23 protein-coding genes and 1 riboswitch are annotated in these 25,432 nt (G+C 44.8%); of the genes, 6 read left to right on the top strand and 17 right to left on the bottom strand.

The window, feature by feature from the left end:
* The first annotated feature begins 177 nt into the window (after positions 1-177).
* Positions 178-1,269, top strand: a complete 1,092-nt coding sequence (gene xerS, locus MKX68_RS24060; RefSeq protein ID WP_340914291.1) for a tyrosine recombinase XerS — start codon at positions 178-180, stop codon at positions 1,267-1,269.
* 247 nt (positions 1,270-1,516) lie between these two features.
* Here xerS and mobB read toward each other — a convergent pair whose 3' ends face one another.
* Together mobB and MKX68_RS24050 are read right to left on the bottom strand one after the other, a co-directional pair.
* On the bottom strand, positions 1,517-2,050 hold the full coding sequence (gene mobB, locus MKX68_RS24055) for a molybdopterin-guanine dinucleotide biosynthesis protein B (protein ID WP_340914290.1): 534 nt from the start codon (positions 2,048-2,050) through the stop codon (positions 1,517-1,519).
* A gap of 7 nt (positions 2,051-2,057) precedes the next feature.
* Complete coding sequence (locus MKX68_RS24050; protein ID WP_338594984.1) at positions 2,058-3,347, bottom strand: molybdopterin molybdotransferase MoeA; 1,290 nt, start codon at positions 3,345-3,347, stop codon at positions 2,058-2,060.
* A gap of 201 nt (positions 3,348-3,548) precedes the next feature.
* Here MKX68_RS24050 and MKX68_RS24045 point away from each other — a divergent pair, with 201 nt between their 5' ends.
* Complete coding sequence (locus tag MKX68_RS24045; protein WP_091029422.1) at positions 3,549-3,839, top strand: HNH endonuclease; 291 nt, start codon at positions 3,549-3,551, stop codon at positions 3,837-3,839.
* Between the two features lie 112 nt (positions 3,840-3,951).
* Here the strand turns inward: MKX68_RS24045 and MKX68_RS24040 are convergent, their stop codons facing one another.
* The 5 genes from MKX68_RS24040 to lpdD form a co-directional block, all read right to left on the bottom strand.
* On the bottom strand, positions 3,952-4,701 hold the full coding sequence (locus MKX68_RS24040; protein WP_338587201.1) for a DUF4247 domain-containing protein: 750 nt from the start codon (positions 4,699-4,701) through the stop codon (positions 3,952-3,954).
* 11 nt (positions 4,702-4,712) lie between these two features.
* Positions 4,713-5,219 carry a DUF4178 domain-containing protein gene (locus MKX68_RS24035; protein ID WP_076317633.1) on the bottom strand — a complete coding sequence of 169 codons (507 nt, stop codon included), beginning with the start codon at positions 5,217-5,219 and terminating at the stop codon, positions 4,713-4,715.
* A gap of 23 nt (positions 5,220-5,242) precedes the next feature.
* Positions 5,243-5,644, bottom strand: a complete 402-nt coding sequence (locus MKX68_RS24030; RefSeq protein ID WP_036613690.1) for a DUF350 domain-containing protein — start codon at positions 5,642-5,644, stop codon at positions 5,243-5,245.
* A gap of 95 nt (positions 5,645-5,739) precedes the next feature.
* Entirely contained in the window at positions 5,740-6,411 is a 672-nt protein-coding gene (locus tag MKX68_RS24025) for a PspA/IM30 family protein (protein ID WP_074095448.1), read from the bottom strand.
* 112 nt (positions 6,412-6,523) lie between these two features.
* Positions 6,524-6,865, bottom strand: coding sequence for a prenylated flavin chaperone LpdD (gene lpdD, locus MKX68_RS24020; protein ID WP_051447323.1), 342 nt, complete (start codon positions 6,863-6,865; stop codon positions 6,524-6,526).
* 154 nt (positions 6,866-7,019) lie between these two features.
* Between lpdD and MKX68_RS24015 the strand changes: the two genes are divergently transcribed.
* Positions 7,020-7,811, top strand: coding sequence for a polysaccharide deacetylase family protein (locus MKX68_RS24015; protein WP_338587204.1), 792 nt, complete (start codon positions 7,020-7,022; stop codon positions 7,809-7,811).
* A 108-nt stretch (positions 7,812-7,919) separates the two neighbouring features.
* Here MKX68_RS24015 and MKX68_RS24010 read toward each other — a convergent pair whose 3' ends face one another.
* The 3 genes from MKX68_RS24010 to MKX68_RS24000 form a co-directional block, all read right to left on the bottom strand.
* Positions 7,920-8,594: a 3D domain-containing protein gene (locus tag MKX68_RS24010; protein WP_338587206.1), complete on the bottom strand. Its 675-nt coding sequence runs from the start codon at positions 8,592-8,594 to the stop codon at positions 7,920-7,922.
* 2 nt (positions 8,595-8,596) lie between these two features.
* Positions 8,597-8,793: riboswitch (cyclic di-AMP (ydaO/yuaA leader) on the bottom strand.
* A gap of 216 nt (positions 8,794-9,009) precedes the next feature.
* Positions 9,010-9,732 carry an amino acid ABC transporter ATP-binding protein gene (locus MKX68_RS24005; RefSeq protein WP_017688094.1) on the bottom strand — a complete coding sequence of 241 codons (723 nt, stop codon included), beginning with the start codon at positions 9,730-9,732 and terminating at the stop codon, positions 9,010-9,012.
* On the bottom strand, positions 9,719-11,182 hold the full coding sequence (locus MKX68_RS24000; RefSeq protein WP_340914289.1) for an ABC transporter substrate-binding protein/permease: 1,464 nt from the start codon (positions 11,180-11,182) through the stop codon (positions 9,719-9,721). The genes MKX68_RS24005 and MKX68_RS24000 overlap by 14 nt, the downstream gene beginning before the upstream one ends.
* 184 nt (positions 11,183-11,366) lie before the next feature.
* On the opposite strand from MKX68_RS24000, the gene MKX68_RS23995 reads away from it, so the two are divergent.
* The gene (locus tag MKX68_RS23995; RefSeq protein ID WP_340914288.1) at positions 11,367-12,542 is read left to right on the top strand and encodes a M20 family metallopeptidase; all 1,176 of its coding nucleotides are present in this window, start codon (positions 11,367-11,369) and stop codon (positions 12,540-12,542) included.
* A gap of 419 nt (positions 12,543-12,961) precedes the next feature.
* Positions 12,962-14,728, top strand: a complete 1,767-nt coding sequence (locus tag MKX68_RS23990; protein ID WP_340914287.1) for an alpha-glycosidase — start codon at positions 12,962-12,964, stop codon at positions 14,726-14,728.
* A 139-nt stretch (positions 14,729-14,867) separates the two neighbouring features.
* On the opposite strand, the gene glgA is transcribed toward MKX68_RS23990, so the two are convergent.
* Complete coding sequence (gene glgA / locus MKX68_RS23985; protein ID WP_340914286.1) at positions 14,868-16,310, bottom strand: glycogen synthase GlgA; 1,443 nt, start codon at positions 16,308-16,310, stop codon at positions 14,868-14,870.
* The gene (glgB, locus tag MKX68_RS23980; RefSeq protein ID WP_338587213.1) at positions 16,307-18,313 is read right to left on the bottom strand and encodes a 1,4-alpha-glucan branching protein GlgB; all 2,007 of its coding nucleotides are present in this window, start codon (positions 18,311-18,313) and stop codon (positions 16,307-16,309) included. Before glgB ends, glgA begins: the two co-directional genes overlap by 4 nt.
* A gap of 193 nt (positions 18,314-18,506) precedes the next feature.
* On the opposite strand from glgB, the gene MKX68_RS23975 reads away from it, so the two are divergent.
* The gene (locus MKX68_RS23975) at positions 18,507-19,733 is read left to right on the top strand and encodes a glucose-1-phosphate adenylyltransferase (RefSeq protein WP_338587215.1); all 1,227 of its coding nucleotides are present in this window, start codon (positions 18,507-18,509) and stop codon (positions 19,731-19,733) included.
* A gap of 123 nt (positions 19,734-19,856) precedes the next feature.
* Here MKX68_RS23975 and MKX68_RS23970 read toward each other — a convergent pair whose 3' ends face one another.
* From MKX68_RS23970 to MKX68_RS23950, 5 genes are all read right to left on the bottom strand, one after another.
* A complete protein-coding gene (locus MKX68_RS23970; RefSeq protein ID WP_340914283.1) occupies positions 19,857-21,356 on the bottom strand; it encodes a sensor histidine kinase in 1,500 nt (499 codons plus the stop codon).
* Positions 21,353-22,051 carry a response regulator transcription factor gene (locus MKX68_RS23965; protein WP_017688086.1) on the bottom strand — a complete coding sequence of 233 codons (699 nt, stop codon included), beginning with the start codon at positions 22,049-22,051 and terminating at the stop codon, positions 21,353-21,355. Before MKX68_RS23965 ends, MKX68_RS23970 begins: the two co-directional genes overlap by 4 nt.
* Complete coding sequence (locus MKX68_RS23960) at positions 22,044-23,369, bottom strand: hypothetical protein (protein WP_124115250.1); 1,326 nt, start codon at positions 23,367-23,369, stop codon at positions 22,044-22,046. Before MKX68_RS23960 ends, MKX68_RS23965 begins: the two co-directional genes overlap by 8 nt.
* 16 nt (positions 23,370-23,385) lie before the next feature.
* Positions 23,386-24,111, bottom strand: coding sequence for a phosphonate ABC transporter ATP-binding protein (locus MKX68_RS23955; RefSeq protein ID WP_340914281.1), 726 nt, complete (start codon positions 24,109-24,111; stop codon positions 23,386-23,388).
* Positions 24,112-24,194: 83 nt separating this feature from the next.
* On the bottom strand, positions 24,195-25,385 hold the full coding sequence (locus tag MKX68_RS23950; RefSeq protein WP_340914280.1) for an MFS transporter: 1,191 nt from the start codon (positions 25,383-25,385) through the stop codon (positions 24,195-24,197).
* Positions 25,386-25,432: the final 47 nt, after the last annotated feature.

Below are 25,432 nucleotides of genomic sequence, written 5' to 3'. Positions count from 1 at the left end.
GCTCTACGTATACTGATTACTTTAAAGGTTTACGCGCCGAAGGGCAAGGAAGCATACCCTACTTACTGCCTGCTTTGGTGAACAAGCTGTGAGCATGTAAATTATGGTACACTAGAGCATAGAATACTATTAAATTGAATATTAATCTTATATGTTTTTCACATGGAGGTGTCGAACTTGACCAACGTGCAAAAAGAGATTGATCGACGCAAGCTGGATGACAAACTACCTTCCATGCCTTGGTTCGTTCAGCAATTCATGGACTACAAGCTGCCTGACCTGTCCCCCTCTACCCTGCTCGAATATCTGAGAGATTACGAAGCTTTCTTCGGTTGGTTGCGAGCAGAAGGGCTGTCCGAGGCAAGCTCTAATAAAGAAGTAACGTTGAATGAACTGGAAGTCCTTCGCATGGATTCCGTTACCGCCTATCGGTTATTTCTAACAACCAAACGGGAAGGTACCAACTCCAGAATTACCGTCTCTCGCAAACTCTCTTCCCTTCGCTCCCTGTTTCATTACCTGAGCCAGATTGCGGAAGATGAAGACTTTTATCCTTTGCTGAAGCGGAACATTATGGCCAAAATCGAGATCAAGCGTACCCATAAACCCAAGGACACCGCTGCCAAACTCAAAGGTAAAATTCTGGAGGAAGAGGAACTGCTGGAATTTATCGGCTATATCCTTGAAGGTTACGCTGTTGATATGGAGAAGAACAAACAGGCACTGTACTCCCATGAAATCAACAAAGAACGGGACGCCTGTATTGCCAGCCTGATTCTGAATTCCGGCTTACGGGTGTCGGAAGTTGTGAACCTGAACGTCGATGATCTCGATCTGAACAACAAACTCCTGTATGTTTATCGCAAAGGTAACAATGATGAGACGTACAAAACACCCGTTTATTTCAGGGAGCAAGCCAAGGACGAACTCGCAAATTATATGAACCTGCGGCAATCACGTTACCGTACGCCCAAGCGGGAGAAAGGTCTGTTCATTGCTTTGCGTAACGGAGATTCAGAAGGCAGTCGAATGACCAAAAGAGCGATTCAGGCCATGATCATGAAATACGCCAAGCGCTTTGGCAAACCCTACTTGACCGTGCACAAATTACGCCATTCATTTGCAACCGACTATTATTTGCAAAATGATATTTACAAAACGAAGGAGCAGCTTGGACATGCTTCTACGGAAACAACCGAGATCTATGCTCACCTTACCGACAAAACGATGTCCGAAGCCATCGAACGTCGTACTGATGACGGGATGTAACATCCCGAACAGAATAAAAGCAGCAAGCCACATCAAAGATTTCGATCCGAGAAAGGTCTGCTGCTTTTTTGTTTTTTTGCATCATTCAAGAAGAAAAGCATAAGTAGAAAAGATTATAGTTTACATAATAAATATTACGTTATATTTAAAAAAGAATCAATTACGCTCTCTGTACATTCAATCATGTCTAGCCACCATAATATCCCACTTCTTGACGTTTCTACGATTCGAATTCACGATTCTGCCTTCACTCGCTCGCAACCATTGCTAACAACGCTTTGGCTATATCCTCCGTTTCATGAACCGAGTACCATGTTATATCTCTGCTTACGGTGCTCCGCTCTATAAACTGCTCTGATGGTAACCATGAGATCATCCCCACTACCCCTTCAAGCTGATCAATCAAGGTCAGATCTTCCTCTTCTCGAACCATCACGAATTTGGGATAAGAAGCATCCTTAAATCCTTCAATGACAATCCAATCATAACCGGACAGATGACTTAACATATCCTCCAGCTTGGTTGCCTGTCGCTCCATAATCGCAGTACGTTTTTCTGACATGACAACCACCGCCGAGGCCCCAGCCTCTCCAAATTGATACGAATCCGTTCCTTCTTGATCCATCTCAAAATGGTCATGTCCATCATGCTTAATCGCAGCTACCTTAAGTCCCAAGGAAGAAAAGTGCCCGATCAACGCGGCTGTCAGGGTTGTCTTGCCCGTGTTCTTGTATCCAACAATCTGTATGATATGTGGTTTTGTATCACTCATTGTAGTCATCTACCAACTACCTCACATGACCTGTGGGAAGTTTAATAATACGTACCTGCTCACCCGCAGGAATACCTTTTTTCTCAGGTGGAACAACAATCAGGCAATCACTGTCCTTAATGGTGATCATCACGCTGGATTCATCTACACGGGCGGCAGCCGGTATCGCGTACACCATGCCGTTGCGGATCTCTGTGCGTCCACGAACGAATCGTGTAAAATTGTTCACTTTGGTGTACTCTTCTTCCAAGATCGCAGTCCATTCTTCCAAATAAGGATGAGCATCCGCCTGCATGGAACGAATAGTTGGACGAACAAACAAACTAAAGCCCACAAAACAAGCCCCAGGGTTACCGGAAAGTGCAAATAGCAATTTATCTTTATATACAGCAGCTGTGGTCACACTGCCTGGTCGCATCGTCACTTTGTTAAACAACATCTCCACATGCTCTTCCAGCACAAGTTCGCCCATAATATCATAATCCCCGACGGATACACCACCTGTGGTCACCACGATATCATTATCTTGAATGGCTTCTTCCAGTTTGGCCCTTGCCGTATTCACATCGTCCGCAATAGAACCGTACATCACAGGCTCTCCACCTGCTTCAACAACCAGAGAGCGCAGCATGTAACTGTTGCTGTTTCGAATCCGACCTGGTTGCAATGGCTCATCTACATCAAGCAATTCCGTGCCGGTTGCGAATATCGCCACCTTTGGACGTTGAAATACGGGAACTTCTGCTATGCCAAAAGTAGCTAACACGGACTGCTCTCCTGCCCTGATGATCGTTCCTGCTTCGAGCAGTTGCTGTCCCTCTTGGACTTCCAGTCCAATTGGGGTGATGTTAGCACCCGACAATATGTGCCGTTTCAATGCAATCCATTGTTCTCCGTTCTCTACCTTGCTCTCGGTCATCTCCATCATGACTACCGCATCTGCACCTTCTGGAACCTGTGCACCGGTCATTATTCGAGCCGTCGTACCTGAAACAATGGTGTGGTCCGAGGTGTAGCCGCAAGGAATTTCATCAATTACTCGAAACCAAACTTGATGATCACTCGAAGCATCTATGGTATCTGTACTTATAATCGCGAATCCATCCATACCCGATCTCCGGAAGAATGGATACGGATGAGGTGCCTGAATGGTCTCTGCAAGTGTGCGGCCATGAGCAGATTCAAGATGAACTTTCTCTATGGAGCCAACAGTAACTCTTGCAGCTATTTTGGCCTGTGCATCCGGTACCTGTACAGCTGTACGATTGAATTTGGCAGTTGTCATATCATGTGAATGTGAGTTCATTTTCAAAAGTATTCTTACCTCCTAGAGACATATCATCTTTTAAGAAAGTGTAGCCCGAATACTGTAAGATAACAAGTACATCACTTATTGAATCCTGTGACAAAATCTTATTCCTTACAGGTGTAACATTCCTTGACCTTTGTTCAACATGAAAGGCATCTTGTCTGCCCATAATATAATTGACAAAGGGAGGCGATGATCATGAGTAAACGATGTGAATTATGCGGAAGAGAACCTGTGAATACGACTGTTCATCATCTGACACCCAAAGAAATGGGAGGAACATTTCTGCCAACGGCCAACCTGTGCATCCCCTGTCACAAACAGATTCATTCGCTATATACTAATCGCGACATTGTAACGCTTGGACTCACGGACCTGCAATCCTTGAGACAGGATGAACGAATGATTCCATTTATCCGCTGGATTCGTAAACAGCCTGCTTCAACGATTCCCCGTGTACGCAAATCCAATCATGTTCGAAAATCGTAAACCAAAAAGAACAGTTCCAAGGTCATGTGCCGACGAGGTGAATCCGCCTTCCCTTTTCACTGTTCTTAAATGAACTATGCGATTGGCAGCCATCCTTATGATTAGATGTTTATTATCTTCGCCTCTTAATTCGGCCGCCGCCCACTCTGGTTTTTGGTTTTTTGTAGGATTTCTTAGGTGAATCAAACAACCCGCCCAGGCCACCACTACTTTTGTTACGATCAATGGTTCCCTTGCTCTGATCCTTGTTGCGGTTGAATAATCCTCCGCCAGATCCCACGCTTGAATCTTTATCGCTTCCGCGCCTTGTAATCGTACCTTTCCGATCAACAGTAATAGGCGGAGCAAGCTTCTTGTCATTACTTGTTGGTGTACGATAAGATCCTGCACTCGGTTTATACGTATCTTTATTGGTATATCCTCGATAGTTGCCATAACCTCGCCCGCCAAAAGAATCGAACAGATTACCAATTAATGTAGCAGTGAGGTAACCTTGTAAAAAAGATGAATCGTAGTTCTGCCGAACATATTCCTTGGAGTCCACCTCAACCAATGTATCCTCCGGCTTGTTCGGGTCTTGTTGCAGGTGATAATACTCGTCCTGATACACGAGGAACATACGCTCTGTGTTCTCTGCCGAGATCTGATCCGGTTGCCGCTGGTCAGACAAATCCTGAGCCACTTCCGGAACGGTACGGTCCGAAGCCCGGTACACATAGGACGTTGAGTTACCACTCCCGTTAACCGATTCAAGCGGATATGTGTCCTGAACAGAAGGTGCTGCTCCGCACGCGGACAATAGAGACATCACAAGGCTGAGGACCAGCATTAATTTTAATCCATGTGCCAAGCGTTTTTTCATTGGAACCTCTCCTAGCTCGAACGAATCACTTTGATATCCGCAGGAAGAATGGACTCACCCTCATACAGTGTAAATCTTCTGTCTTGCCACTCCACCCGAAGAAGCATATTATCATCCGACTGATACTGCCATACCAATTGTTCTCCAGCCTGGCCATATGGAGTTCTACCTGCCGTTGATACCATGCCTCCATACTCTTCCTCCAGATGATATGCGCGTCCATCCAGGTCCAGCAATGTGGGCACCTCATCAGGTGCATCAAGCCTGCCATCAATTGGTGTATATAGGGCGTAACGTGTGAGTTCCCGTTCTTCGATATGCAAATATCGAAATGCGGTACCATCCTGCAGCGTGAGCACAACTGCATTTCGAGCACGATTTTGTACCCGACCAACAACTTCATAAGTGACCAGAGAAACCTCACAGATATCACCAGGTGCAAGCTGAAGCATCGTTTTCTCTGCCTGCGGTGGTTCAGGTTTCGTTAGTATTCCTTTAATTCGTTTCCATACACTCATGAGAATTACTCCTGTTCCTTATCTTATAAACAAGCTGCAATAATCAGTGCGCCCACGATATGTAAAGCGCCAGAGAACAACCCGTATCCTGTCTTCCCTTGCTGAATTCCCGTATCCAGATCCAGATTGGCCCATTTGCGAATCATAAAGTGTACAACACTCTCCAGAATCAACAAAATGATAAAGGATACAACGGAGACCAACAATGCTTCTCCAAGATGACCAGCCGTAGAAATGGACGTAGCGAGTACATACCCTTGTGCAAATAATTTCATCACCATACGTGTGGTTACTGCCATATTGCCAGCCTTAACTTCAGCAAAATCCTTATATTTCGTGAACAGTGAATCTACATACATCAAGACAAACAGCAAAACCGAACCAGAACCGGTCCAGACCAGCATCGCCAAAATATTCAAATCCATTTACACAGCCCCCACATATCAACATGAACCGCATTTAAAAGCGAAGGAGAAATACTCTTCTCCTCCGCTGGTTAACCCTGCTGACAACCAAGGTATTAGTTCTTATTATCGTACTGTTTCATCAATGCTGCGAGTTCGTCTTCAACAGCCTGATCTTTACCCAACTTCTCGAACTCTTCATCCAAAGACTTGCCTTTGGAAGACATTTCGTTGCTTGCTTCTGCCTGTGCTTCCATCTGCATCATTTTCTCTTCCATACGCTTCATACCAGCACTTGCAGTATCAGAGCCAAACCCATTCAACGCTTTGTTGATTTCCGTTTGGGCTTTTGCTGCATTGTAGCGGGCTACCAGTGTTTCGCGTTTGTTCTTCATTTGAGTCAGTTGCTTACGCATCTCGTCGAGCTTGCCACGCAGGTTATCTGCAGAAGCCTTGTTTTGGTCATAGCTGGTTTTGTACTCAGCCATCTTCTCTTCAGCAGCCTTTTTCTCTTCCAGAGCACGTCGAGCCAAATCCAGATTCTGAGCACGTGCCGCCGTATGCGCCTGCTCTTCACGTTTCTTTACAAGTGCTTCCTGCTCTTCGAATAACTGCTTGAATTTCTTCTCAATGGCGATCTGTTGAGCTACTGCTTTCTCCGCATCTTCCAGGTCCTCTTGCATGTCACGGATATATTGGTCCGTCATCTTGATTGGATCTTCCGCCTTGTCAATAATGGCGTTAACGTTAGACATTGTTAAATCACGCAATCGTTTGAAAATGGACATTATGTTATTCCTCCTAGTCGATATTACATCGTATATAAACATACATACGTAACAATCTACAACTCGTTTCAATTTTAGCAAATAAAATCAAAACATGCGATTGCTCTTTATGTTAGGAAGATCGTTTATCCTTGTTCAGATGATCCTCCATCAGCCTCTCTGCAGTCTGCACGATTTCGTCGATCTGCATCCGCGTGATGGAATCAAAATGGATACCCATGATCACCGTAACGGTTACTTTCAGCTGCAGGGCAGCCTTTCGGGCAAGTCGCTCACACAGCTCTTGTTCCTTATGCCCAGGAATATGTACCGTCGTCCCGCTTACGCGCTCATGATCCACGTAGAACGTGGCTACGGCGCCAATATGCGCCTTTCCTCCGGTAACGAGAAAAACCTTATCCTCTCCTGCTTCAATCACCTGTAAACGTATGGATTTCAAATCATATGTACTCATATCCTATCCACCTATCCTTTTCTATATGTTATATATGGAGGAATTATGGCTGTCATAAGCTAAATCCGCAATGAAACTTCTCACACTACGCATATTTTATGGAACCCCCGGGCATACCAAGGAGAACGTCATTTTGGAAAAGGAGGCTGTTATTATGCGCGTACGCCTCATTATGCTGATGGTTATCGTTATTTTTCTCGGGGGATATCATGCTCCAGTTTCATCGCGGGATGTTTCAAGCCCGTCAATTGAATCAGTATCAGGTTCGGATTCTGCTGAAGAAGAACAACTGACATTGGGACAGTTACGTCAAAAATATGCCGATACGTTCAAAACCAATGGTCCTTCAACAAAGAAGGTTGCACTGACTTTTGATGATGTACCTGATCCACGGTTTACTCCACAAGTGCTGGATGTATTGAAGAAATACAATGTCAGAGCTACATTCTTCATCGTGGGTAGTCGTGCTGAGAAACATCCGGATCTGGTGAAACGCATCGTTAAGGAAGGGCATATGGTTGGTAATCACAGCTACAATCATCCTGAATTCAGTAAGCTGTCGATGAATGCCTTTCGCAAACAAATTTTACATACCGGGGATATTATTCGACATTTAGCGGGATATACGCCCAAGATGATTCGGCCGCCTTATGGAGACATTAATGAAGAACAGCTGCAATGGGCTGCTAGACAACACTATAGCATTGTGAACTGGAATGTTGACTCACTGGACTGGAAAGGCCTCTCCAAGGAAGAGGTGAAGGATAACATCCTATCTGCTGTGAAACCTGGCTCCATCGTTCTGCAACATGCAGGAGGCGGTGTGGGATCTAACCTGAACGGTACGATTGAGGCATTGCCTGAAATCATTGAAGAACTGCGTAACCGGGGATATGAACTGGTCACCTTGGACGAGATGTTGGGATTGCCAAAGGCCAAAGATTAGGATGACCGTGATAACAAATAAATGCGAATATTAAAAGGGTGCTGTTCAATCGCAGATTAGCGACTGGCAGACACCCTGTTTGAATTCATTTTAAATGTTATGATCTCTCTACTTCAGAATGTACAGCTCGATATCCTGAAAACCAAATGTGCTTACAGACTGTTTGCTACCCGGGATAAAGATATCAATTCGGTGACCCTTGATTGCACCGCCCACATCACGAGCTGTAGCTACAAAAGCCTGTTTTGGCAATCCCGGATGGCTGTGACCGGTTACCAGTACTTTGGTTCCGAGTGGAATCACACTTGGATCAACTGCGATCGTACCCAGTTCAAGATCATTGCCGAAGTAATCCACAGCACCCCATCCTCCATTTTCAGACGGATCTGCAGAGTATGCCGTTGCTTTTACGTTCACAGCTTTGCTGTAATCGAATGTTTTACCCCAAGCCTGAACAACTTTGTTATCTGTGTTAACATCCAAGCTTGCTGTAGTAACAGTCTTCGCTTGGGTCTTGCTCTCCGTTGCCGCAGCTGCTGCTACATTGTTTGCCTTACCGGGAATCGTAATTTTCAAACCACCATAAATGTTGTAAGGCGAAATGTCGTTGTTTGCTTTAACCAACGTGTTGATTGCTACTCCATATTGTTTTGATAAGGTGTAGAAGGTATCCCCTTCTTTGGCCACATGAACTGAATCGGCGTGAGCCGGAACGGCTTGAATGAGCATTGCTGTTGTCAATAATGCTACTGCTGTTTTGGCTATACGTTTCTTGTTAATCATGGTCTTCCTCCCTCATTGTGCCTGCGAAGTTAGTTGTCGGATTCGGATGAGGAGCCCACCCTATAGGTTCTTCATTACATTTGAAACGTTATGTACCCCTAATTCACCCCAAGCAGTGTGCTGTAGATCTTCCCCCTGCACAATCTGCATCGTTACATCCCCCGCACTTCCTGTCCGGAAGTTTCGGCAGAGTTCAATATATCACAATTTTGTAACCTGAACTTGTAGTAATTCTTACCAAATGGTTTTAACATGTAAGCATATGTAAGAATACAGGATACTTTAGAAATGTTGGACGACCCGATTCCTTTACATTTGGTAACAGAAAAGTTACTTTTCAAATCTATAAATGATTAATGCGCACAAAAAAATAGCGTTACCGACTCGAAGTCAGTAACGCTATTTGACACTTCATTTAGAGTACTTTGGCAAGAAAATCACGTGTACGTGAATTTTTGGGTGCTCCAAACACCTCATCAGGTGTTCCCTCTTCCACAATAACCCCGCCATCCATGAACAGGATCCGGTCTCCCACTTCACGTGCAAAACCCATCTCATGTGTTACGATGACCATCGTCATCCCGCCTTCTGCAAGACGTTTCATGACATCCAGCACTTCGCCAACCATCTCGGGGTCCAGTGCGGAAGTAGGCTCGTCAAACAGCATCACATGCGGCTGCATGGCCAATGCTCTAGCAATGGCGATCCGCTGCTTCTGTCCACCGGACAGCTGATTCGGGAATGTATCTTTTTTATCGTACAAGCCCACGGTGTTAAGCAGATCAGCGGCAATTTTCTCCGCTTCCTGAGTCGATTGTTTCTTCACTTTAATCGGAGCAATCGTGATGTTTTGCTGTACCGTTTTGTGTGGGAACAGGTTGAAATGCTGGAACACCATGCCCATTTTCTCACGAGTTGCATTAATGTTGTGCTTGGGGTCCGTAATTGACACACCTTCAAAATCAATCTCTCCTGAGGTAGGCTGTTCCAGCAGATTCAGACAACGCAAGAAAGTACTTTTACCTGAACCGGAAGGACCGATGACGACGACTACCTCACCTTTACCAATCGTCACGTTAATGCCCTTAAGCACATCGTTATTTCCATAAGATTTGTGTAATTGTCTAACGTCTATCACTTGCACTCAACTTCCTTTCCAGTCGTCCCAGCAGCTTGGACAAAATGAACGTTAATACAAAGTAGATGGCTGCTGCAATCAAAAATGGACTCAAGCCTTGATACGTAATGTTTTTGACCACACTTGCCTGATACATAATGTCCACCATACCGATAACCGAGATAATGGAGGATTCCTTGATGATGGTAATGAATTCATTACCGATCGCAGGTAATACAGCTTTGAAGGCCTGTGGCAATATGATATAACGCATCGCATCGCCTCTTCCCATACCTAAGGAACGAGCTGCCTCCAACTGACCACGATCCACACCTTGGATACCTGCACGGAAAATCTCCGCCAGATAGGCACCACTATTGATTGAAAGTGTAATGATACCTGCCTGAAGTGCAGTAAAGTTAATGCCAAAGCTCAGAGAAAAACCATAGTAAATAATCATTAATTGTACCAGCATCGGTGTGCCACGAATCACTTCAACGTATGCTGTACCAATCCAGCGCAAGATTGCGGCGTCATGCAAACGGAACAAACAGATGATCAATCCAATAATTACCCCGAAGATAACCCCAAGTGCAGACAACAGAAGTGTGTATCCTACACCTGTAGCATAGAAACTTTTGTACTCCCAGAATACTTGGAAAATATTTTGTGATTTGTTCGCTTTATCCGCCATCAAGAGGCTGGCGTCCGTCACCATCTGATTGATTTTATCTTCACTTTTCAATCGTTCCAGTGTTCCATTTACTGCAGCCAGCAGCTCGGTATTACCTTTACGAATCCCGATTGCCGCTTCTGCTTGCTCTTCGTCCGGAACAGCAGCAGCAAGTCCAATGATATCGTCCAGATAACCTGCAGCAACGGTATCTTCAACGATTGCCGCGTCAATGCGTTTTGTTTGCAGTTGAAGCACGATATCCGAGATTTTATCAAGCGCAGTAAGCTTCGCTCCTGGAATACTCTGTCCGATCGTTTCCTGAATGGAGCCTTTCTGAACGCCAATCTTCGCATTTTCAAGTTCTGCCATGGTTGGATATTTGTCTTTATCCACATTGCGAACCATAATCACTTGTTTTGATTTATAATAGGTGTCGGAAAAATCGATACTTTTCTTCCGCTCATCCGTCGGCGTCATACCTGAAATCACCAGATCAACACGCCCGCTCTGCAACGAAGGCAGAAGACCGTCAAAGCCCATATCCTCAATCACAAGCTCAGCGCCAAGATCTTTGGCAATCTCTTTAGCGATCTCAATATCGAAGCCGACAATTTCATCTTTGCCATTAATCACTTTATGGAATTCGTATGGTGCAAAATCGGCACTTGTACCGAGCACCAGTTTTTTACTGCTTGAATTATCTGTAGTTCCACTTGCAAGTGCCACAGGAACGGCAGTCGTCAGCAGAATAACAAAGGTCAACAGCATCATGGTGTAACGACTTATTAATTTCAACCTTTTCTCTCCCCTTACAATACTTTGTATGCTTCTCTCATGTTGATGACTGAGTCATTATAAAGTACAATGCATGATTATGCAATGCATTTTGACATTACAAATCTTGACTTGTTTCTGAAAAAATAAAGCAAACATGATATAATCAATGAATTATTTTCATTTTTGCATAAGGAGTTTACTAATGACATCTAACAAATCACAGATACTGACGGTTATTGATCAATATGCTTCCCGTTTTAAAGCCATTTCATCATATATCGGTGCCAATCCCGAACTGGGAAATGAAGAGTTCCTTGCTTCTGCTCGTCTAAAAGAAGAACTGGTCTACCACGGTTTCACTGTAGAGGCTCCAATCCTTGGACTGGAGACAGCCTTTATCGGAACCTATTCAGCCGCCAAACCCGGCCCTACCATTGCTTTATTGTGTGAATATGACGCCTTGCCGGAGATCGGTCACGCTTGTGGTCACCATCTGATCTGTATGATGAGTCTTGGAGCTGCTGTTGGGCTGAAATCCATTCTGGATGAAGTAGGTGGAACCATTAAAGTGTTTGGTACCCCTGCTGAAGAGACACGTGGTGCCAAAGTACCGATGGCGGAAGCAGGTTTGTTCGATGACTGTGATGTCGCTCTCATGGCGCATCCGTATTATGCCTACGAAAAGTCCGGCAGCTCACTGGCTATTGATGCTGTGCAATTTGAATTCCATGGCCGATCTTCACATGCTGCTGCAAGTCCGCACGAAGGTATTAATGCTCTTGATGCCGTCATTCAAACGTTTAACGGAATCAACGCATTCCGGCAACAAGTGAAAAGCACCGTTCGGATTCATGGTGTGATCAACAACGGAGGTCAGGCAGCAAATATCATTCCTGACTATGCTTCTGCGCAATTTTATGTACGTGCAGCAACTCGCAAAGAATTGAATATCCTCACAGAACGTGTGATTCAGATCGCTGAAGGCTCTGCTTTGCAGACAGGTTGCAAGCTCGTGACATCCAACTATGAAACGTCCTATGATGAGATGGTTACCAATGAAGCATTCTCAGCTGCGTTTAGTCAGAATCTGATGGAACTCGGCATCCCGCAAGAAGAGATTGTAAGTGGTAATGATCATGGCTCCATGGACATCGGTAACGTTTCCCTGAAATGCCCTGCAATCCATCCCTACATTCGTGTTGTAGACGAGGTGCATACCCTGCACTCCATAGCCTTCCGTGACCTTGCATTACAGGAGCGCGCGCTGGATGGCATGATTCTGGGAGCAAAGGCACTTGCTACAACAGCCTATGACGTACTGAGCCAGCCAGAGCTGCTTCAAACCATCCGCACGGAGTTCGAGCAAGCTATTCGCTAAAATTCACTTTCAACATGTTATATAGGGGTGCCCTGAACAATCTTGAATTTCAAGTTGTTCAGGGCACCCTTTTTCTAAATTAGCAGTAAGTATAATCAGCACAAAGCTGGAAATGCTGTGAAAGAAACATTTGAAAACGATGAAAATAATACATTTTATTACAGTAAATGTGATTCGTTTGCTGGCTAACTTGGTTAAATATAACTATAAGTACGTGTTCTAAAGACCGGTTTTCAGTACCGAGAAGATGCGATGAAGCTAGAAATGGAGTAGCGGAGCGTAGGCAAAACTACGTGAGCAACGGACATTTCGGCTGAATTCCATCTTCGATGCCAATGATGCCGATAGGCATCACTTGTAATCAAAAGTGGGCTTTTGAACAACCTTTATAACTTATCCTATATTCAGGAGGTGCTGTCATGCTGCTCGAAGCCATGTATCATGTTCCTCGTGACAAGTGGGCTTATGCCTATAATTCTTCTACCATACATCTGCGCGTACGAACCAAACGTAATGATGTGCAATACGTGACTGCACTGACCGGAGATAAGTACGATTGGAATGGAACGTACAAGGAAATTCAATTGGAGAAGGCTGCTTCAGATAACATGTTTGATTATTGGGAGGCTGCCGTCAAGCCACAATTCAAACGTCTCACCTATATATTTCGGATAACTGCCGGTTCAGAAGATGTTTTCCTAGCGGATAATGGAATTCATTATGAGACCCCCTATCCAACTGGAGGATATTATGAGTTCTCATATATACACGAGATCGATGTGTTTAAGGTGCCCGAGTGGGCCAAAGAAGCCGTCTTTTATCAGATCATGACGGAACGGTTTGCTAATGGAGATCCCAAGCTCAATCCAAAAGAAACCCATGATTGGGGTGGCAAACCTGAGTTGGACAATTATTTTGGTGGAGATCTGCAAGGTGTGCTGGATCATCTGTATGACCTAACTGAACTTGGCGTGAACGCCATTTACTTTACCCCGTTATTCCAGGCCAATTCCTACCACAAATACGACACGATTGACTATAAAAACGTCGACCCCCATTTCGGTGATAATGCCCTGCTCAAACAATTGACAGAAGAATGTCATCGCCTGGGTATACGTGTCATGCTTGACGCGGTGTTTAACCATTGCAGCGAAGACTTCCCTCCTTTTCAAGACGTTATCCAGAATGGAAAAAACTCTAAGTATGCCGATTGGTTCCACATCAATGAATATCCGGTTCAAATCAAGGATGGTATACCTACCTACGATACATTTGGGTTCTATGGCAACATGCCCAAGTTCAATACAGCCAACCCTGAGGTTAAGGCATATCTACTTGATGTGGCTGAGTACTGGATCAAGGAAATCAAGCTGGACGGCTGGCGGCTGGATGTAGCAAATGAAGTGGACAACCATTTCTGGCGTGATTTTCGCAAGGTTGTGAAAGCGGCGAATCCTGAAGCCTATATTGTTGGTGAAGTATGGAGCGACTCCTTGACCTGGCTTATGGGAGATCAATTCGATTCGGTCATGAATTATCCATTTGCTGACAAAGTGCTTCAGTTCTTTTGTGGATCAATGGATGGTTATCATTTTGCCAACGAGATGGGTTCATTGATTATGCGATACCCACAACAAACGAATGAGGTCATCTTTAATATGCTGTGCAGCCATGATACCCCTCGCCTGCTCACCCGGTTAGGGGAAGACAAACGCCGATTAAAGTTGTCGGTTGTATTTCTTTTCACCTATATCGGAACACCTTGTATCTTCTACGGCGACGAAGTTGGAATTAGTGGTGATGCTGACCCGGATTGTCGAAAATGTATGGAATGGGACCCGGCCAAGCAAGACAGAGAACTTTATGATTTTTATCGTCTGATGATCGATTTACGCAAAAGCAATGAAGCGCTGCGCAAAGGACGCTTCCGTTTCCTCAAGGCTGATCATAATGATCCTTGTATCGTGTACGAACGTGTAGATGACAACCTCCACTTTACCGTATGGATGAACAATACACCTCAAGATCGAACGCTTTCTCATCCCATGGAAACAAAAGACTGGAAAGATGCATTAACTGAAGATCCTGTGTTTCCAACCGATGGAATGATGAATATTAAGCTTGACCCCTATGGGTACCGCATTTTGTACAGACAACTTGATCCGGCAAATATCCAACACAACTGAGGTTTAAATTCAGCAGTCATATAAAAGAAAAACACTTCCACCGTCTCAGATGATACTTCATTCTGAACTTTGGAAGTGTTTTGTTTATTTGATTAAAAAAAGCCACAGCATAATATGCTGCGACTTATTTAGGAGTCCATCAGTTTACAGGCTCAAGTGTGATCCGACGATAAATGTCCATATATTCTTCAGCTGAGACATTCCAGCTGTATTCTCCGCCCATTGCATTTTTCACAATTTTCTTCCAGTGTTCTGGCTGTTTGTAGATCTCCTCAGCACGCCGAATGGTATTCATCATGTCATGTGCATTAAAGCTTGTGAATGAGAAACCATTCCCTTCTCCAGTAAACTCATTGAATGCCTGCACAGTATCGTTCAGACCGCCTGTTTCCCTTACGAGAGGCACACTACCGTATCGCAGAGCCAGTAGCTGACTAATACCACAAGGTTCGAACCTCGATGGCATCAGGAAGATATCACTGCCTGCATAGAAACGGCGGGATAATCCATCGTTAAAGGTGATCTGGGCAGACATTTTGAGCGGATAACGATTAGCGGCTTCACGGAACCAGTGTTCATACATAGGCTCTCCTGTTCCCAGTACCGCGAATTGAATGTCATCATAGTACAGCAATTCATCAAGGATACGGCAGACCAGATCAAGCCCCTTAGAGTCGACGAGTCTTGTCACCATCACCATGAGTGGTACATCAGGACGAACAGGAAGTCCAAGTTCCTTTTGCAGCTCAATTTTGTTCTCCGTTTTCTTGGACAGACTTGTTCTGTATTTCACTGGAATTTTGGTGTCCGTTGCCGGGTTGTAACTCTTGGTATCAATTCCGTTCACAATCCCGCTGAAACGATCTCCAAGTGAACTGAGCAGTCCGTCCAGGCCATATCCATAATAAGACGTTTGCACTTCCTGTGCGTATGTTGGGCTTACGGTTGTCACATGGTCAGCATACACAATTCCTGCTTTCAAGAAATTTACATTACCATAATATTCGGCTCCATCCACGGTGAAATATCGATCGTCCAGCTCAAGGATTTCACTGAATAACTCATGCGGGAATACCCCTTGGTACAACAAGTTATGTATGGTGAATACCGTACGAATATCACTGTAGAATGAATCGTGTCTGTAATGGGCTTCAAGCACCAAAGGAATCATTCCTGCATGCCAGTCATGACTGTGCAGCACGTCAGGTTTGAACTCAATCTGTGGCAACACTTCGAGAACCGCACGGTTGAAGAAGGCGAAACGCTCGCCATCATCCATATACCCGTACACTCCATCACGCCCAAAATAATACTCATTATCCACAAAATACACTGGAATTCCATCATGAACCAGCATTTCAATCCCACAATAGGGTCTGCGCCAGCCAAGAGGCACATCCGTTGTAATTACAGGCTGTAACGCGTCTTTATACTCATCGGGAATCCCCTTGTACTTAGGCATAATCACCCGCACATCTGCCCCGCTCTTCTTCAATGCAAACGGGAGAGCACCGATTACGTCAGCAAGGCCTCCTGTTTTGATAAATGGATGTACTTCAGCAGCAGCAAATAGAATATTCATGCCTTTGTCCTCCTCTTCGGTTTGAGCGTGTTGCTTTCATTTTTATTCTTCGTTTTTGAACTGACGGAAGTGATACTCGCAGGTGATTCATCCGTTTTCCGACGCGTGTTCTTTTTTAGAATCACGATGCTCAGCGGAGGCAATACCAATTCGAGACTATGCGGATGCCCATGAAAAGGAATCTTTTCGGTAGGCAGTTGCATATCATTAGTAATGCCTGAACCGCCGTAAACGGAATGGTCACTGTTCAGTACTTCGGTATACATACCGGGACGCATGACACCAATCCGGTAACGCTCCCGCTTGACCGGCTGAAAGTTAATGAGCACAAGGAGTGTATCCGCAGGTTTTTTTCCTTTGCGTACGTATGAAATGACACTCTGGTCCTGATCATCCGGAGTGATCCATTCATAACCGTCCAAGGAATGATCAAGCTCCCACAAAGCTTTTTCACTCAAGTAAAGGTTAGACAGCTCACGCTCAAACTTATGCAAATTGCGGTGACTGTCATAATCCAGCAAGAACCAATCCAGTTGATCCTCATCTTTCCATTCGATGAACTGGCCAAAGTCTCCACCCATAAACAACAGCTTTTTCCCTGGGAAAGTCATAAAATAGCCCAGAAAAGCACGCATGCCGGCAAATTTCTGCTCATAGGTTCCTGGCATCTTGTCGAGGAGCGACTTTTTGCCATGAACAACCTCGTCATGTGACAGAGGTAGCACATAATTTTCAGCAAAGGAGTATACGACCGGGAAAGTCAGCAAATGATGTTTGGAAGGACGCTCATGAAAATCAGATTCCATGTAATCAAGCGTATCGTTCATCCAGCCCATGTTCCATTTGTAATTGAAACCCAGACCACCTTCATCTACAGGTAAAGTCACCATTGGCCATGCACTGGATTCTTCAGCCATCATCAATGCATAAGGGAAATACTTGAACACCGTCTCATTCAGCTGCTGCAAAAAGGCTACGGCTTCCTTGTTCTCAAGACCACCTTCATCATTGGTACGATATTGTCCTGGCTGCTTCTCAAAGTCAAGCCGAAGCATACTCGTAACCGCATCAACACGGAGTCCGTCAAAATGATACATCTCCATCCAATATAACGCATTGGAGATCAGAAATGAACGAATCTCAGGTTTCGAGTAGTCAAAGCTAAGTGTACCCCAGCCCGGCTTCTCTGCTAACATCGGATCTGCATACTCATACAAAGGCGTACCATCAAACATACGCAACCCATGAGCGTCTTTGGCAAAATGTGCAGGAACCCAATCCAGCAATACGCCAATTCCAGCCTGATGTAGTGTATCCACCAGGTACATCAGATCTTTTGGATGCCCATAACGACTGGTTGGCGCGTAAAAGCCTGTGTTTTGGTATCCCCACGAAAGGTCATAGGGATGCTCACTGAGGGGCATCATCTCAACATGTGTATATTTCATTTCTAATAAGTAAGGAACGAGCAAATCAGCTATCTCGCGATAACTATATAGGCTTCCGTCTTCTTTGCGCTTCCAGGTTCCCATGTGCATTTCGTAAATATGTAGAGGTTTGTTATACATGGCACGTTGTTTGCGTCTCCAGGCTCCATCATTCCATTTATACCCTTCGATTGAACTGGTGACAGAAGCTGTCTGAGGTCGAACCTCCGCTTGAAACGCATATGGGTCCGCTTTGAGCAATTCTGTGCCATCTTCCGTTAGTATACGGAACTTGTATAAAGTTCCTTCACTGATTTCCGGAAAAAAACGACTCCAAAATCCTGATTCGGGTATCTTATATAAAGGTTCCTTTTCGCCTTTCCATTCATTGCGGTCCAGAGCCAGTCCTACTTCTGCGGCATTTGGTGCCCATACGGTAAAGCGATACCCCTGACGGCCATCGCAAGTCTCAGGTTGCGCGCCCAACATTCGATAACTGTGATGAAGGTTACCTTCATGAAATAAATAAATATGCTCCGGCAATAAGTCCGGGTGTGCTAACGGTTGAATGGCCAAGAGATCACCTTCTTCTCAAGAAAATAGATATAACAGTTACCATTACCCCATTCTAGCCAAGTTGAAAAGAAAAATGCGGTGGTTTAGAAAATGTTGTCTTTTTTCTGAATTTTTACAGTAACAATAGTTTCATTTGCTCTACTTTGCGTTAATGATGTACTACAATGCACAATATTTTGGGAGGGAAACGATTATGTTTAATAAAGATTGCATCGCTATGCTGTTGGCGGGAGGAGAAGGGAAGCGATTAGCCCCTTTAACCTCGAGTATCGCAAAACCCGCTGTACCGTTTGGCGGGCACTACCGGATCATCGATTTTCCTCTCAGTAACTGCGTAAACTCAGGGATCGATACTGTAGGAGTATTGACGCAGTACCAAGCGGAATCGTTACACGATCATATCGGTGGAGGAGAACCATGGGGACATGGCAACTCAAGTGAGGCAGGAATTTCCTTACTTCCATCTTATCATACAGGAAATGACGAATACTTGGGAACGGCGGATGCTATTTATAAAAATATCGACTATATTGATCAACAAAACCCCGAAAATGTTCTAATTTTGTCGGGTGACCATATTTATCATATGAATTATCGTGATATGTTGGAGGCTCATCAGGCTAATAACGCAGCAGCAACGATTTCAGTTATGGAAGTTCCATGGGACGAAGCACATCGCTTTGGGATTATGGCTGCCGATGCTGATCTGCGTGTAACGGAGTTTGCCGAGAAACCGGCTGAACCAAAAAGTAATCTGGCTTCAATGGGCATTTACATGTTCAAATGGGAGTATCTGAAGCGCCATCTCTTGGAAGATGCTGCTAATCCTGAGTCCAGCCATGACTTCGGTAAAGATGTTATTCCACAGATGTTGAACGAAAACAATCCCCTCTTTGTCTATAACTTTAATGGGTATTGGAAAGATGTAGGTACAGTTAAAAGTCTGTGGGATGCACATATGGATCTGCTCTATAACGAGGAAGACTGGAGTCTGCAAAAAGAAAACTGGCCGATGTTTACTCGCGGCTGGCGCTCCAAGCCAAGTGCTTACAAAGCAAGAAATACAAAGATCGAACATGTTACTTCCATGATTCACGACTCTTGTGCAATCGAAGGTCGTTCAGAACGTTCCGTTATCTTCTGCGGCGCAGAAGTGGGTAAAGGCTCTGAAGTTAAAGACAGTGTCGTTATGCCTAACGCACGCATAGGCCGTGGGGTTCACATCGAACGCGCCATCATCGGTGAAGGTGCAATAATCAAGGACGGTGCAATCGTTAAAGGTACGGCGGATGAAATTGTGGTCGTTGGACCTAACGAGATCGTCTCTGCCAAACCGGCTGTCCGTACGCAACCTGTTCGTATGTTGAAAGAAGTATATGAGAAAAGTGGGCGCTTGCGCGCTGGTGAACTTTCTTCATAATGAAGTAAACATAATATGAAAAAGGCGAGCCTCAGATGGCTCGCCTTTTTTGGTGTTGATATGGATGTTATAAAGCGTACATGCTCGAGCATCAGGTAGAAAAATCTCTTATCTTTTAAAACCTTAAGACTTTTCTAGATCCGATTTTGCCTCGCTTGCTGTTCGCTCATCTGTGACTTCAGCATCCCCAGATTGTGTTACAGATTCTTCTGGAACCATTTCCTCAGACACAGCCGGTAATGTAACCGTAACGGTTGTACCAGATCCAAGTTCACTCTGCATCGTGATCGTTCCCTCATGCAGTTCTACCAGTTCTTGTGTAATCGCAAGACCCAATCCCGTTCCCCCATTTTGATGATTTACTTGGAAGAAGCGGTCCCGTACTTTGATTAGGTGTTCTTCACTAATTCCGATACCGGTGTCCTGAACAGCTACAATGATCTGACCATTCTCCTCTTTGACGGACAAAAAGATCCAGGAATTCTCATGTGAAAATTTGATCGCATTATCCACAACGTTTAAGAAGACTTGTTTTAGTCTATTGCCGTCTCCATTGACATTATAAGCACGAGTCTCGTCCGTTTCCAACTTGAGATGGACCTGTTTTTGTTCCGCTTTGGCCCAGACATTCAACATCGTTTCCTGTACAATTTCACGAATGTTGACCGTTCCTTTGACCAGCTTCATCTGATTCTGCTGCAATTTGGAGAAATCCAGCATCTCTTCAACAAGTCCAATCAGTCGTTCGGTTTCCTTGGAAATGATACCCATACCGATACGGGTTTCTTCCGGATCATAACCGCCCGAATCCAGTGTCTCGCTCCAGCCCTTAATACTGGTAAGAGGTGTTCTTAATTCATGTGAGATCGAAGAGATAAAATCATCTTTGATCTGATTACTGCGCACAATCTCATGTGCCATGAAGTTAAGTGTTGATGCCAATTCGCCCAGTTCGTGCTTATAATTCCCCTTAACCCTGACATCCAGCCGTCCTCTGGCCATTTGGGCAGATACTGCCGTGATGTTGTTGATTGGACGTACAATGGAATTTGCCATACCAATACTGATGATCAACACTATAGCAAGCACGCCAACACCGACCGCAGCGGCGAGTAGTCCCATATTCAACAGCTTTGAATTCACATCTTCGAGTGAAGTCAGATATCGAATAACATAAGTATTTTCGCCGCCCAGATCAAACTTGTGTGAAACGGCCATGACGGATTCTCCAGTACCTGGTTGTCTTCCAATCCAGCGTCCCATATCCCCATTCAGAGCCTGCATAATATCACTGGTTTGCAGCACAGCACGGTCAGATTCAAAAGCAGTCGAACTCGCCAATACGCGCCCGTTCAGATCCAAAATTTCCAATTCAGTATTGGACAATGCCAAGTTCACAAGAAGTCTGGACAGATTATTGCCATCCTCCGTATTATTTTCACGGGCAATCGGCTCGAAAAAGTCCTTTGAATTAGAAATGTGGGTACTGATCGTATTGTAGATACTTTCATAATAATACCTTTGTACTGCCAACATAAATACGAATTCGACCAACAGCAGAGCGAGAAAAACTACAAAGAAATAATGTAGTACGATCTGCCGAGTAATGCCTTTTTTAATCATTGCTCCCGGCCCTTCCATTTGTACCCGTGACCCCAAACTGTCTGCAGGTATTCGGGCTCGGAAGGATTGTTCTCAATTTTTTGACGCAAACGACGAATGTTGACATCCACAATTTTGGGATCACCCATGTACTCTTTTCCCCATACGTGATCTAACAACACATCGCGGCTAAGCGGTGTATTTTCTTTTTCCAGGAAAAACTGAATCAGGGAAAATTCCGTTGGAGTCAACTCAATGGCTTCATTCTGTTTCTTGAATTGCTTCGAGATCAGATCCAGTGAAAATGGCCCAGACTGGAACGTAACCTTCGCCGCGGTTTCCCGATGCACGTTCACACGGCGTAACAATGACTGAATACGTGCAATCAACTCTGTTGGGCTGAAAGGCTTGCTAACGTGATCATCTGCACCAACGGAGAGTGCGTACACTTTATCCTGTTCCTGAACTTTCGCGGTCAAAAAGATAATGCCCAGACGTTCATTGGTTTCACGGATCCGTCGACACACCTCGAATCCATCAATACCTGGTACCATAACATCCAGCAGAGCCAGATCAATATCCGGTACCGTCTGTAGTATGCGAAGCGCTTCATGACCGTCACCCGCTTCAAGCACTTCGAATCCGTTTCTCTTTAAATTAATCACTATAAAACTGCGGATGGATTCTTCATCCTCAAGAATAAGTACTTTACTCATTAAGTTCTCCCTTTCTATTCAGCTGGGAAGTATTGCTCAGTGCATCTTTACCCGCCTCTGATTGTGCTACTCGTGAAGCAATAACCCGATCTTTGGTACGCGTAATTTCCTTCCAGCTTTTACCCTTCTCCTGTTCCCACTTGGAAAGGGTGAAATATTTGATCTCTGCCACGGTTTCGTCCGTATCAATCATTTTAAATCGAATATATTTTTCCTTCTCCGATTTGGTGTCAATAGTGATCTTACCGTACCACTCTGGTTTGAGATTTAGGTGAAATAAATCAGCATCATCCCGGAATTGGAATGAGACAAATTTCTTACTGTCTTTGCCATCCCACTGATAATAGGTGTAAAACCACAACCGAGAGTCAAATACGTAATGCTCCCAACCTTTTGGAGTCTCTTTAAGTCCAAACTCAATAATACCATCATTATCAACATCACCGCTTAAAATTTTGTCATCTCTATACGTTTGATCCGGTGATTTGAAAGCATTGACTAACTTGTTATCTTTAACATACATAATTTGCGAGAAGGAACTCCGATCATCCAGCTCGGCATCCAGTACAATGCCCATCTGTCCTTTGGCGATCTCTCCGCCCAGAGCATTATAAACTTCTTTAACGGTATAATCGGTCTGCACCCGATCAACTTCCTTGAAGCTGCCATCTTCGTACTGGTATAACGCAATCGTTGCAAAGCCGCTGTTGTTCAGCGAAATGATAACAAAATCACTCTTACCATCTCCGCTCAAATCCAGCGTGTTCCCCTGCGCATCATCAATGATATATTGATTATACGGAACTCCACCCAATACCTGCTCCAGTGCCCCGCCCTTGTAGGAATATGCAGTCAGGGCTTTCTGCTCCTGCAGACTTACACCAAGAATAATATCCGGATTTCCGTCATTCGTAATATCCAATACTTTAAAGGATTGCAGCTCATTTCCCGGCACATCAAATGTAAGCTTTTTAACCCATGTGCCTCCCTGCTCTTCCAAAATCATGCCATGGATTCGCACATTCTCATTTGGCGTCTCATAAAAAACAATCGCTTCCCGAGTTCCATCCCCGTTCAGGTCTTCCACCCGAATCATGCTGGTATTATTCATATCCTTGGGACGAATCAACGTGCTCTCTGGCGGCAGTTTAACCTGAACCACGTTGTACAGTTTCTCCTTATCGGTGGACATCATTGGTTTTCTCATCAAACCCTTGGGGTCACTTATGACTGTGCATCCGCTTAGAACAGAACCAAGCATAATCGCCATAGTTCCTGCTGCTACAAAGCGTCCCCACCGTGAATTAAACAATCTCATCACTCTTTTCAATAGTTTAAATCTGGTTTTTTTCTTGCTGTGTAAGTCTTCGTCCACGAATATCAAAAGCAATCTTGCCTTCTGCCAATCCCCAGATCCGTGTGGCATGTTTCTCGGCAAGTTCAATAGGCAATACTGCAATGACAGTTGCGCGTTCTTCTTCACATAATTTGCGCAGCGTTTCCAGCACCGAATCTGCTGTGTGAGGGTCAAGACCAATCACTGGTTCATCAGCCAAAACCACTTTGGCACCATGAGCAAGTGCTCTTGCAATAGCAACACGCTGCTTCTCGCCACCGCTGAGCTTCTCTGCTATTAGATGTGCTTTATCAAGTAATCCCAATCCTTCGAGATAATCCATCGCACCCATATAATCATCGGAACGTACCATACCGGTTACCATTCTCCATACGGGAGTCTGACCCGATCGTCCGATTAATACATTTTTAAGAGCCGTACGTCTGGGAAATAATTCTGGATTCTGTTCCAAGTATGCCCATTCCCGTTTAATTTTCCGTTTTCCGGACCAGCCTTCTTTCAAAATCTCGGCACCATCCACCGTAAACCGGCCGGAATCCCATTTTTCCATCATGGCCAAACATTTAAGCAACATGCTTTTACCGCTACCGCTTGAGCCAACTACAGCTATCATTTCACCCTGTTGCATATCAAATCGAATATCCCGTAGAACAGGAACGCGGTCCACGCCAACGGATTTACTCAAGTTCTCTACTCTGATCATCGCGATGTCTCCTCTTGTCCATGTTTTTCCCTACCACTAGTGTACTCGGAAATGGACATCAATTTCCATGCGAACACCAGCTTCTATTTTAACACAGATTCGAACTCAGGTTTACGACGAAATAATATACCTGCCACGCCGAAAATAAGGTACAGGATTCCGAGCAAGGTGAACATGCTTCCGGGTGAAATCCAGTTGATCATCTGACCACCCAGATTCGGTCCAATAATACTTCCAATCGTGAAATGGAAGGATGCCACAACGTTGGCTGCAGGTAGCAACACTTTAGGCAAAATGTCTGCGGCATAGGCCAGGCCCAGTGAGAAAAAGGAGCCAACCAGGCCACCTGCGATGGTTAACAATACAAGCGTCCACCAGAAATGTGTACCTGCGACTGGAACCAGCATGAAGATGATTCCCCCGCTGATACCCGCAAACATCAATATCTTCTTACGCCCATATCGGTCACTCAACATTCCGAGAGGCAATTGAAGGAACAAACCTCCAATCCCGATAAAAGGAAGCAACGACGAAATCTGATTGGTATCGAATCCAATCCGCAGCCCATACACAGGGAAGTTACTATTCATACCTGCTTCCATATATCCGTATAAGAGTGCTGGTAAAAGTGCATACCAGGCCCATGCCAGACTACGACGGAAGCGACGTTCCGGCAGTTGGCCATGCTCTGCTTTTTCCGGTTTTGTATCCGGAAGCTTCATTAATACCAGCATAAGCACTGCTGCAATACAGATGAACAAGACCCAGAAAGGGACAGCATCACCGAAACCAAGCAGCTTGATTCCCAGCGGTCCAATACTGAATCCCAGCCCGTAGGACATGCCATATAGTGATATGTAGCGTCCACGTTTTTCAGGTGGGGTTACAAGCAGTACCCAGAGCTGGGCCGCATAATGAAGTGCACTGTCTCCTATTCCAACGATCAGACGCAAAATGAACCATATTTTAATATCTGGTAAATACGGAAATAGTATTAAAGGGACCATGACTAATATCAGGCCACCTACAATCAGCTTTTTGAACCCGAATGCACCCAGTAGTCGCTCCGCAACGAGAGTCATGCCAAAAGAGCCAATGTACAACGCGGCGGCGTTTAATCCGTTTAAACCTGGTGAAACCCCTTTTTGCTCCAAAAAAATCGAAAGCACAGGCAGCAAAAGCCCCTGACTTATTCCCGCCACCACAATAACCGCAATCAAAATGAGATAGTTGGCTGTCGAGTGTGATAGTTTGAGGCGAGTAATCAATGACACGAATTCATTCCTCCTGCGAGCACACAAAGAAAAATCGCCATCGCTGA

This window comes from Paenibacillus sp. FSL M8-0212, from assembly GCF_038004645.1.
Lineage (GTDB): Bacteria > Bacillota > Bacilli > Paenibacillales > Paenibacillaceae > Paenibacillus.
This window is presented reverse-complemented; position numbering and strand designations above follow the sequence as displayed.

What these genes read in the sequence shown, in the direction of transcription:
- MKX68_RS23970 (WP_340914283.1), bottom strand. Translation starts at nt 21,356, where the DNA reads ATGATTAAAAAAGGCATTACTCGGCAGATCGTACTACATTATTTCTTT.
- MKX68_RS23955 (WP_340914281.1), bottom strand. Translation starts at nt 24,111, where the DNA reads ATGATCAGAGTAGAGAACTTGAGTAAATCCGTTGGCGTGGACCGCGTT.
- MKX68_RS24040 (WP_338587201.1), bottom strand. Translation starts at nt 4,701, where the DNA reads ATGAAAAAACGCTTGGCACATGGATTAAAATTAATGCTGGTCCTCAGC.
- MKX68_RS23990 (WP_340914287.1), top strand. Translation starts at nt 12,962, where the DNA reads ATGCTGCTCGAAGCCATGTATCATGTTCCTCGTGACAAGTGGGCTTAT.
- MKX68_RS24035 (WP_076317633.1), bottom strand. Translation starts at nt 5,219, where the DNA reads ATGAGTGTATGGAAACGAATTAAAGGAATACTAACGAAACCTGAACCA.
- mobB (WP_340914290.1), bottom strand. Translation starts at nt 2,050, where the DNA reads ATGACTACAATGAGTGATACAAAACCACATATCATACAGATTGTTGGA.
- lpdD (WP_051447323.1), bottom strand. Translation starts at nt 6,865, where the DNA reads ATGAGTACATATGATTTGAAATCCATACGTTTACAGGTGATTGAAGCA.
- MKX68_RS24045 (WP_091029422.1), top strand. Translation starts at nt 3,549, where the DNA reads ATGAGTAAACGATGTGAATTATGCGGAAGAGAACCTGTGAATACGACT.
- MKX68_RS23965 (WP_017688086.1), bottom strand. Translation starts at nt 22,051, where the DNA reads ATGAGTAAAGTACTTATTCTTGAGGATGAAGAATCCATCCGCAGTTTT.
- MKX68_RS24050 (WP_338594984.1), bottom strand. Translation starts at nt 3,347, where the DNA reads ATGAACTCACATTCACATGATATGACAACTGCCAAATTCAATCGTACA.
- MKX68_RS23995 (WP_340914288.1), top strand. Translation starts at nt 11,367, where the DNA reads ATGACATCTAACAAATCACAGATACTGACGGTTATTGATCAATATGCT.
- MKX68_RS24030 (WP_036613690.1), bottom strand. Translation starts at nt 5,644, where the DNA reads ATGGATTTGAATATTTTGGCGATGCTGGTCTGGACCGGTTCTGGTTCG.
- MKX68_RS23975 (WP_338587215.1), top strand. Translation starts at nt 18,507, where the DNA reads ATGTTTAATAAAGATTGCATCGCTATGCTGTTGGCGGGAGGAGAAGGG.
- MKX68_RS24010 (WP_338587206.1), bottom strand. Translation starts at nt 8,594, where the DNA reads ATGATTAACAAGAAACGTATAGCCAAAACAGCAGTAGCATTATTGACA.
- MKX68_RS24025 (WP_074095448.1), bottom strand. Translation starts at nt 6,411, where the DNA reads ATGTCCATTTTCAAACGATTGCGTGATTTAACAATGTCTAACGTTAAC.
- MKX68_RS24015 (WP_338587204.1), top strand. Translation starts at nt 7,020, where the DNA reads ATGCGCGTACGCCTCATTATGCTGATGGTTATCGTTATTTTTCTCGGG.
- MKX68_RS23960 (WP_124115250.1), bottom strand. Translation starts at nt 23,369, where the DNA reads ATGAGATTGTTTAATTCACGGTGGGGACGCTTTGTAGCAGCAGGAACT.
- glgA (WP_340914286.1), bottom strand. Translation starts at nt 16,310, where the DNA reads ATGAATATTCTATTTGCTGCTGCTGAAGTACATCCATTTATCAAAACA.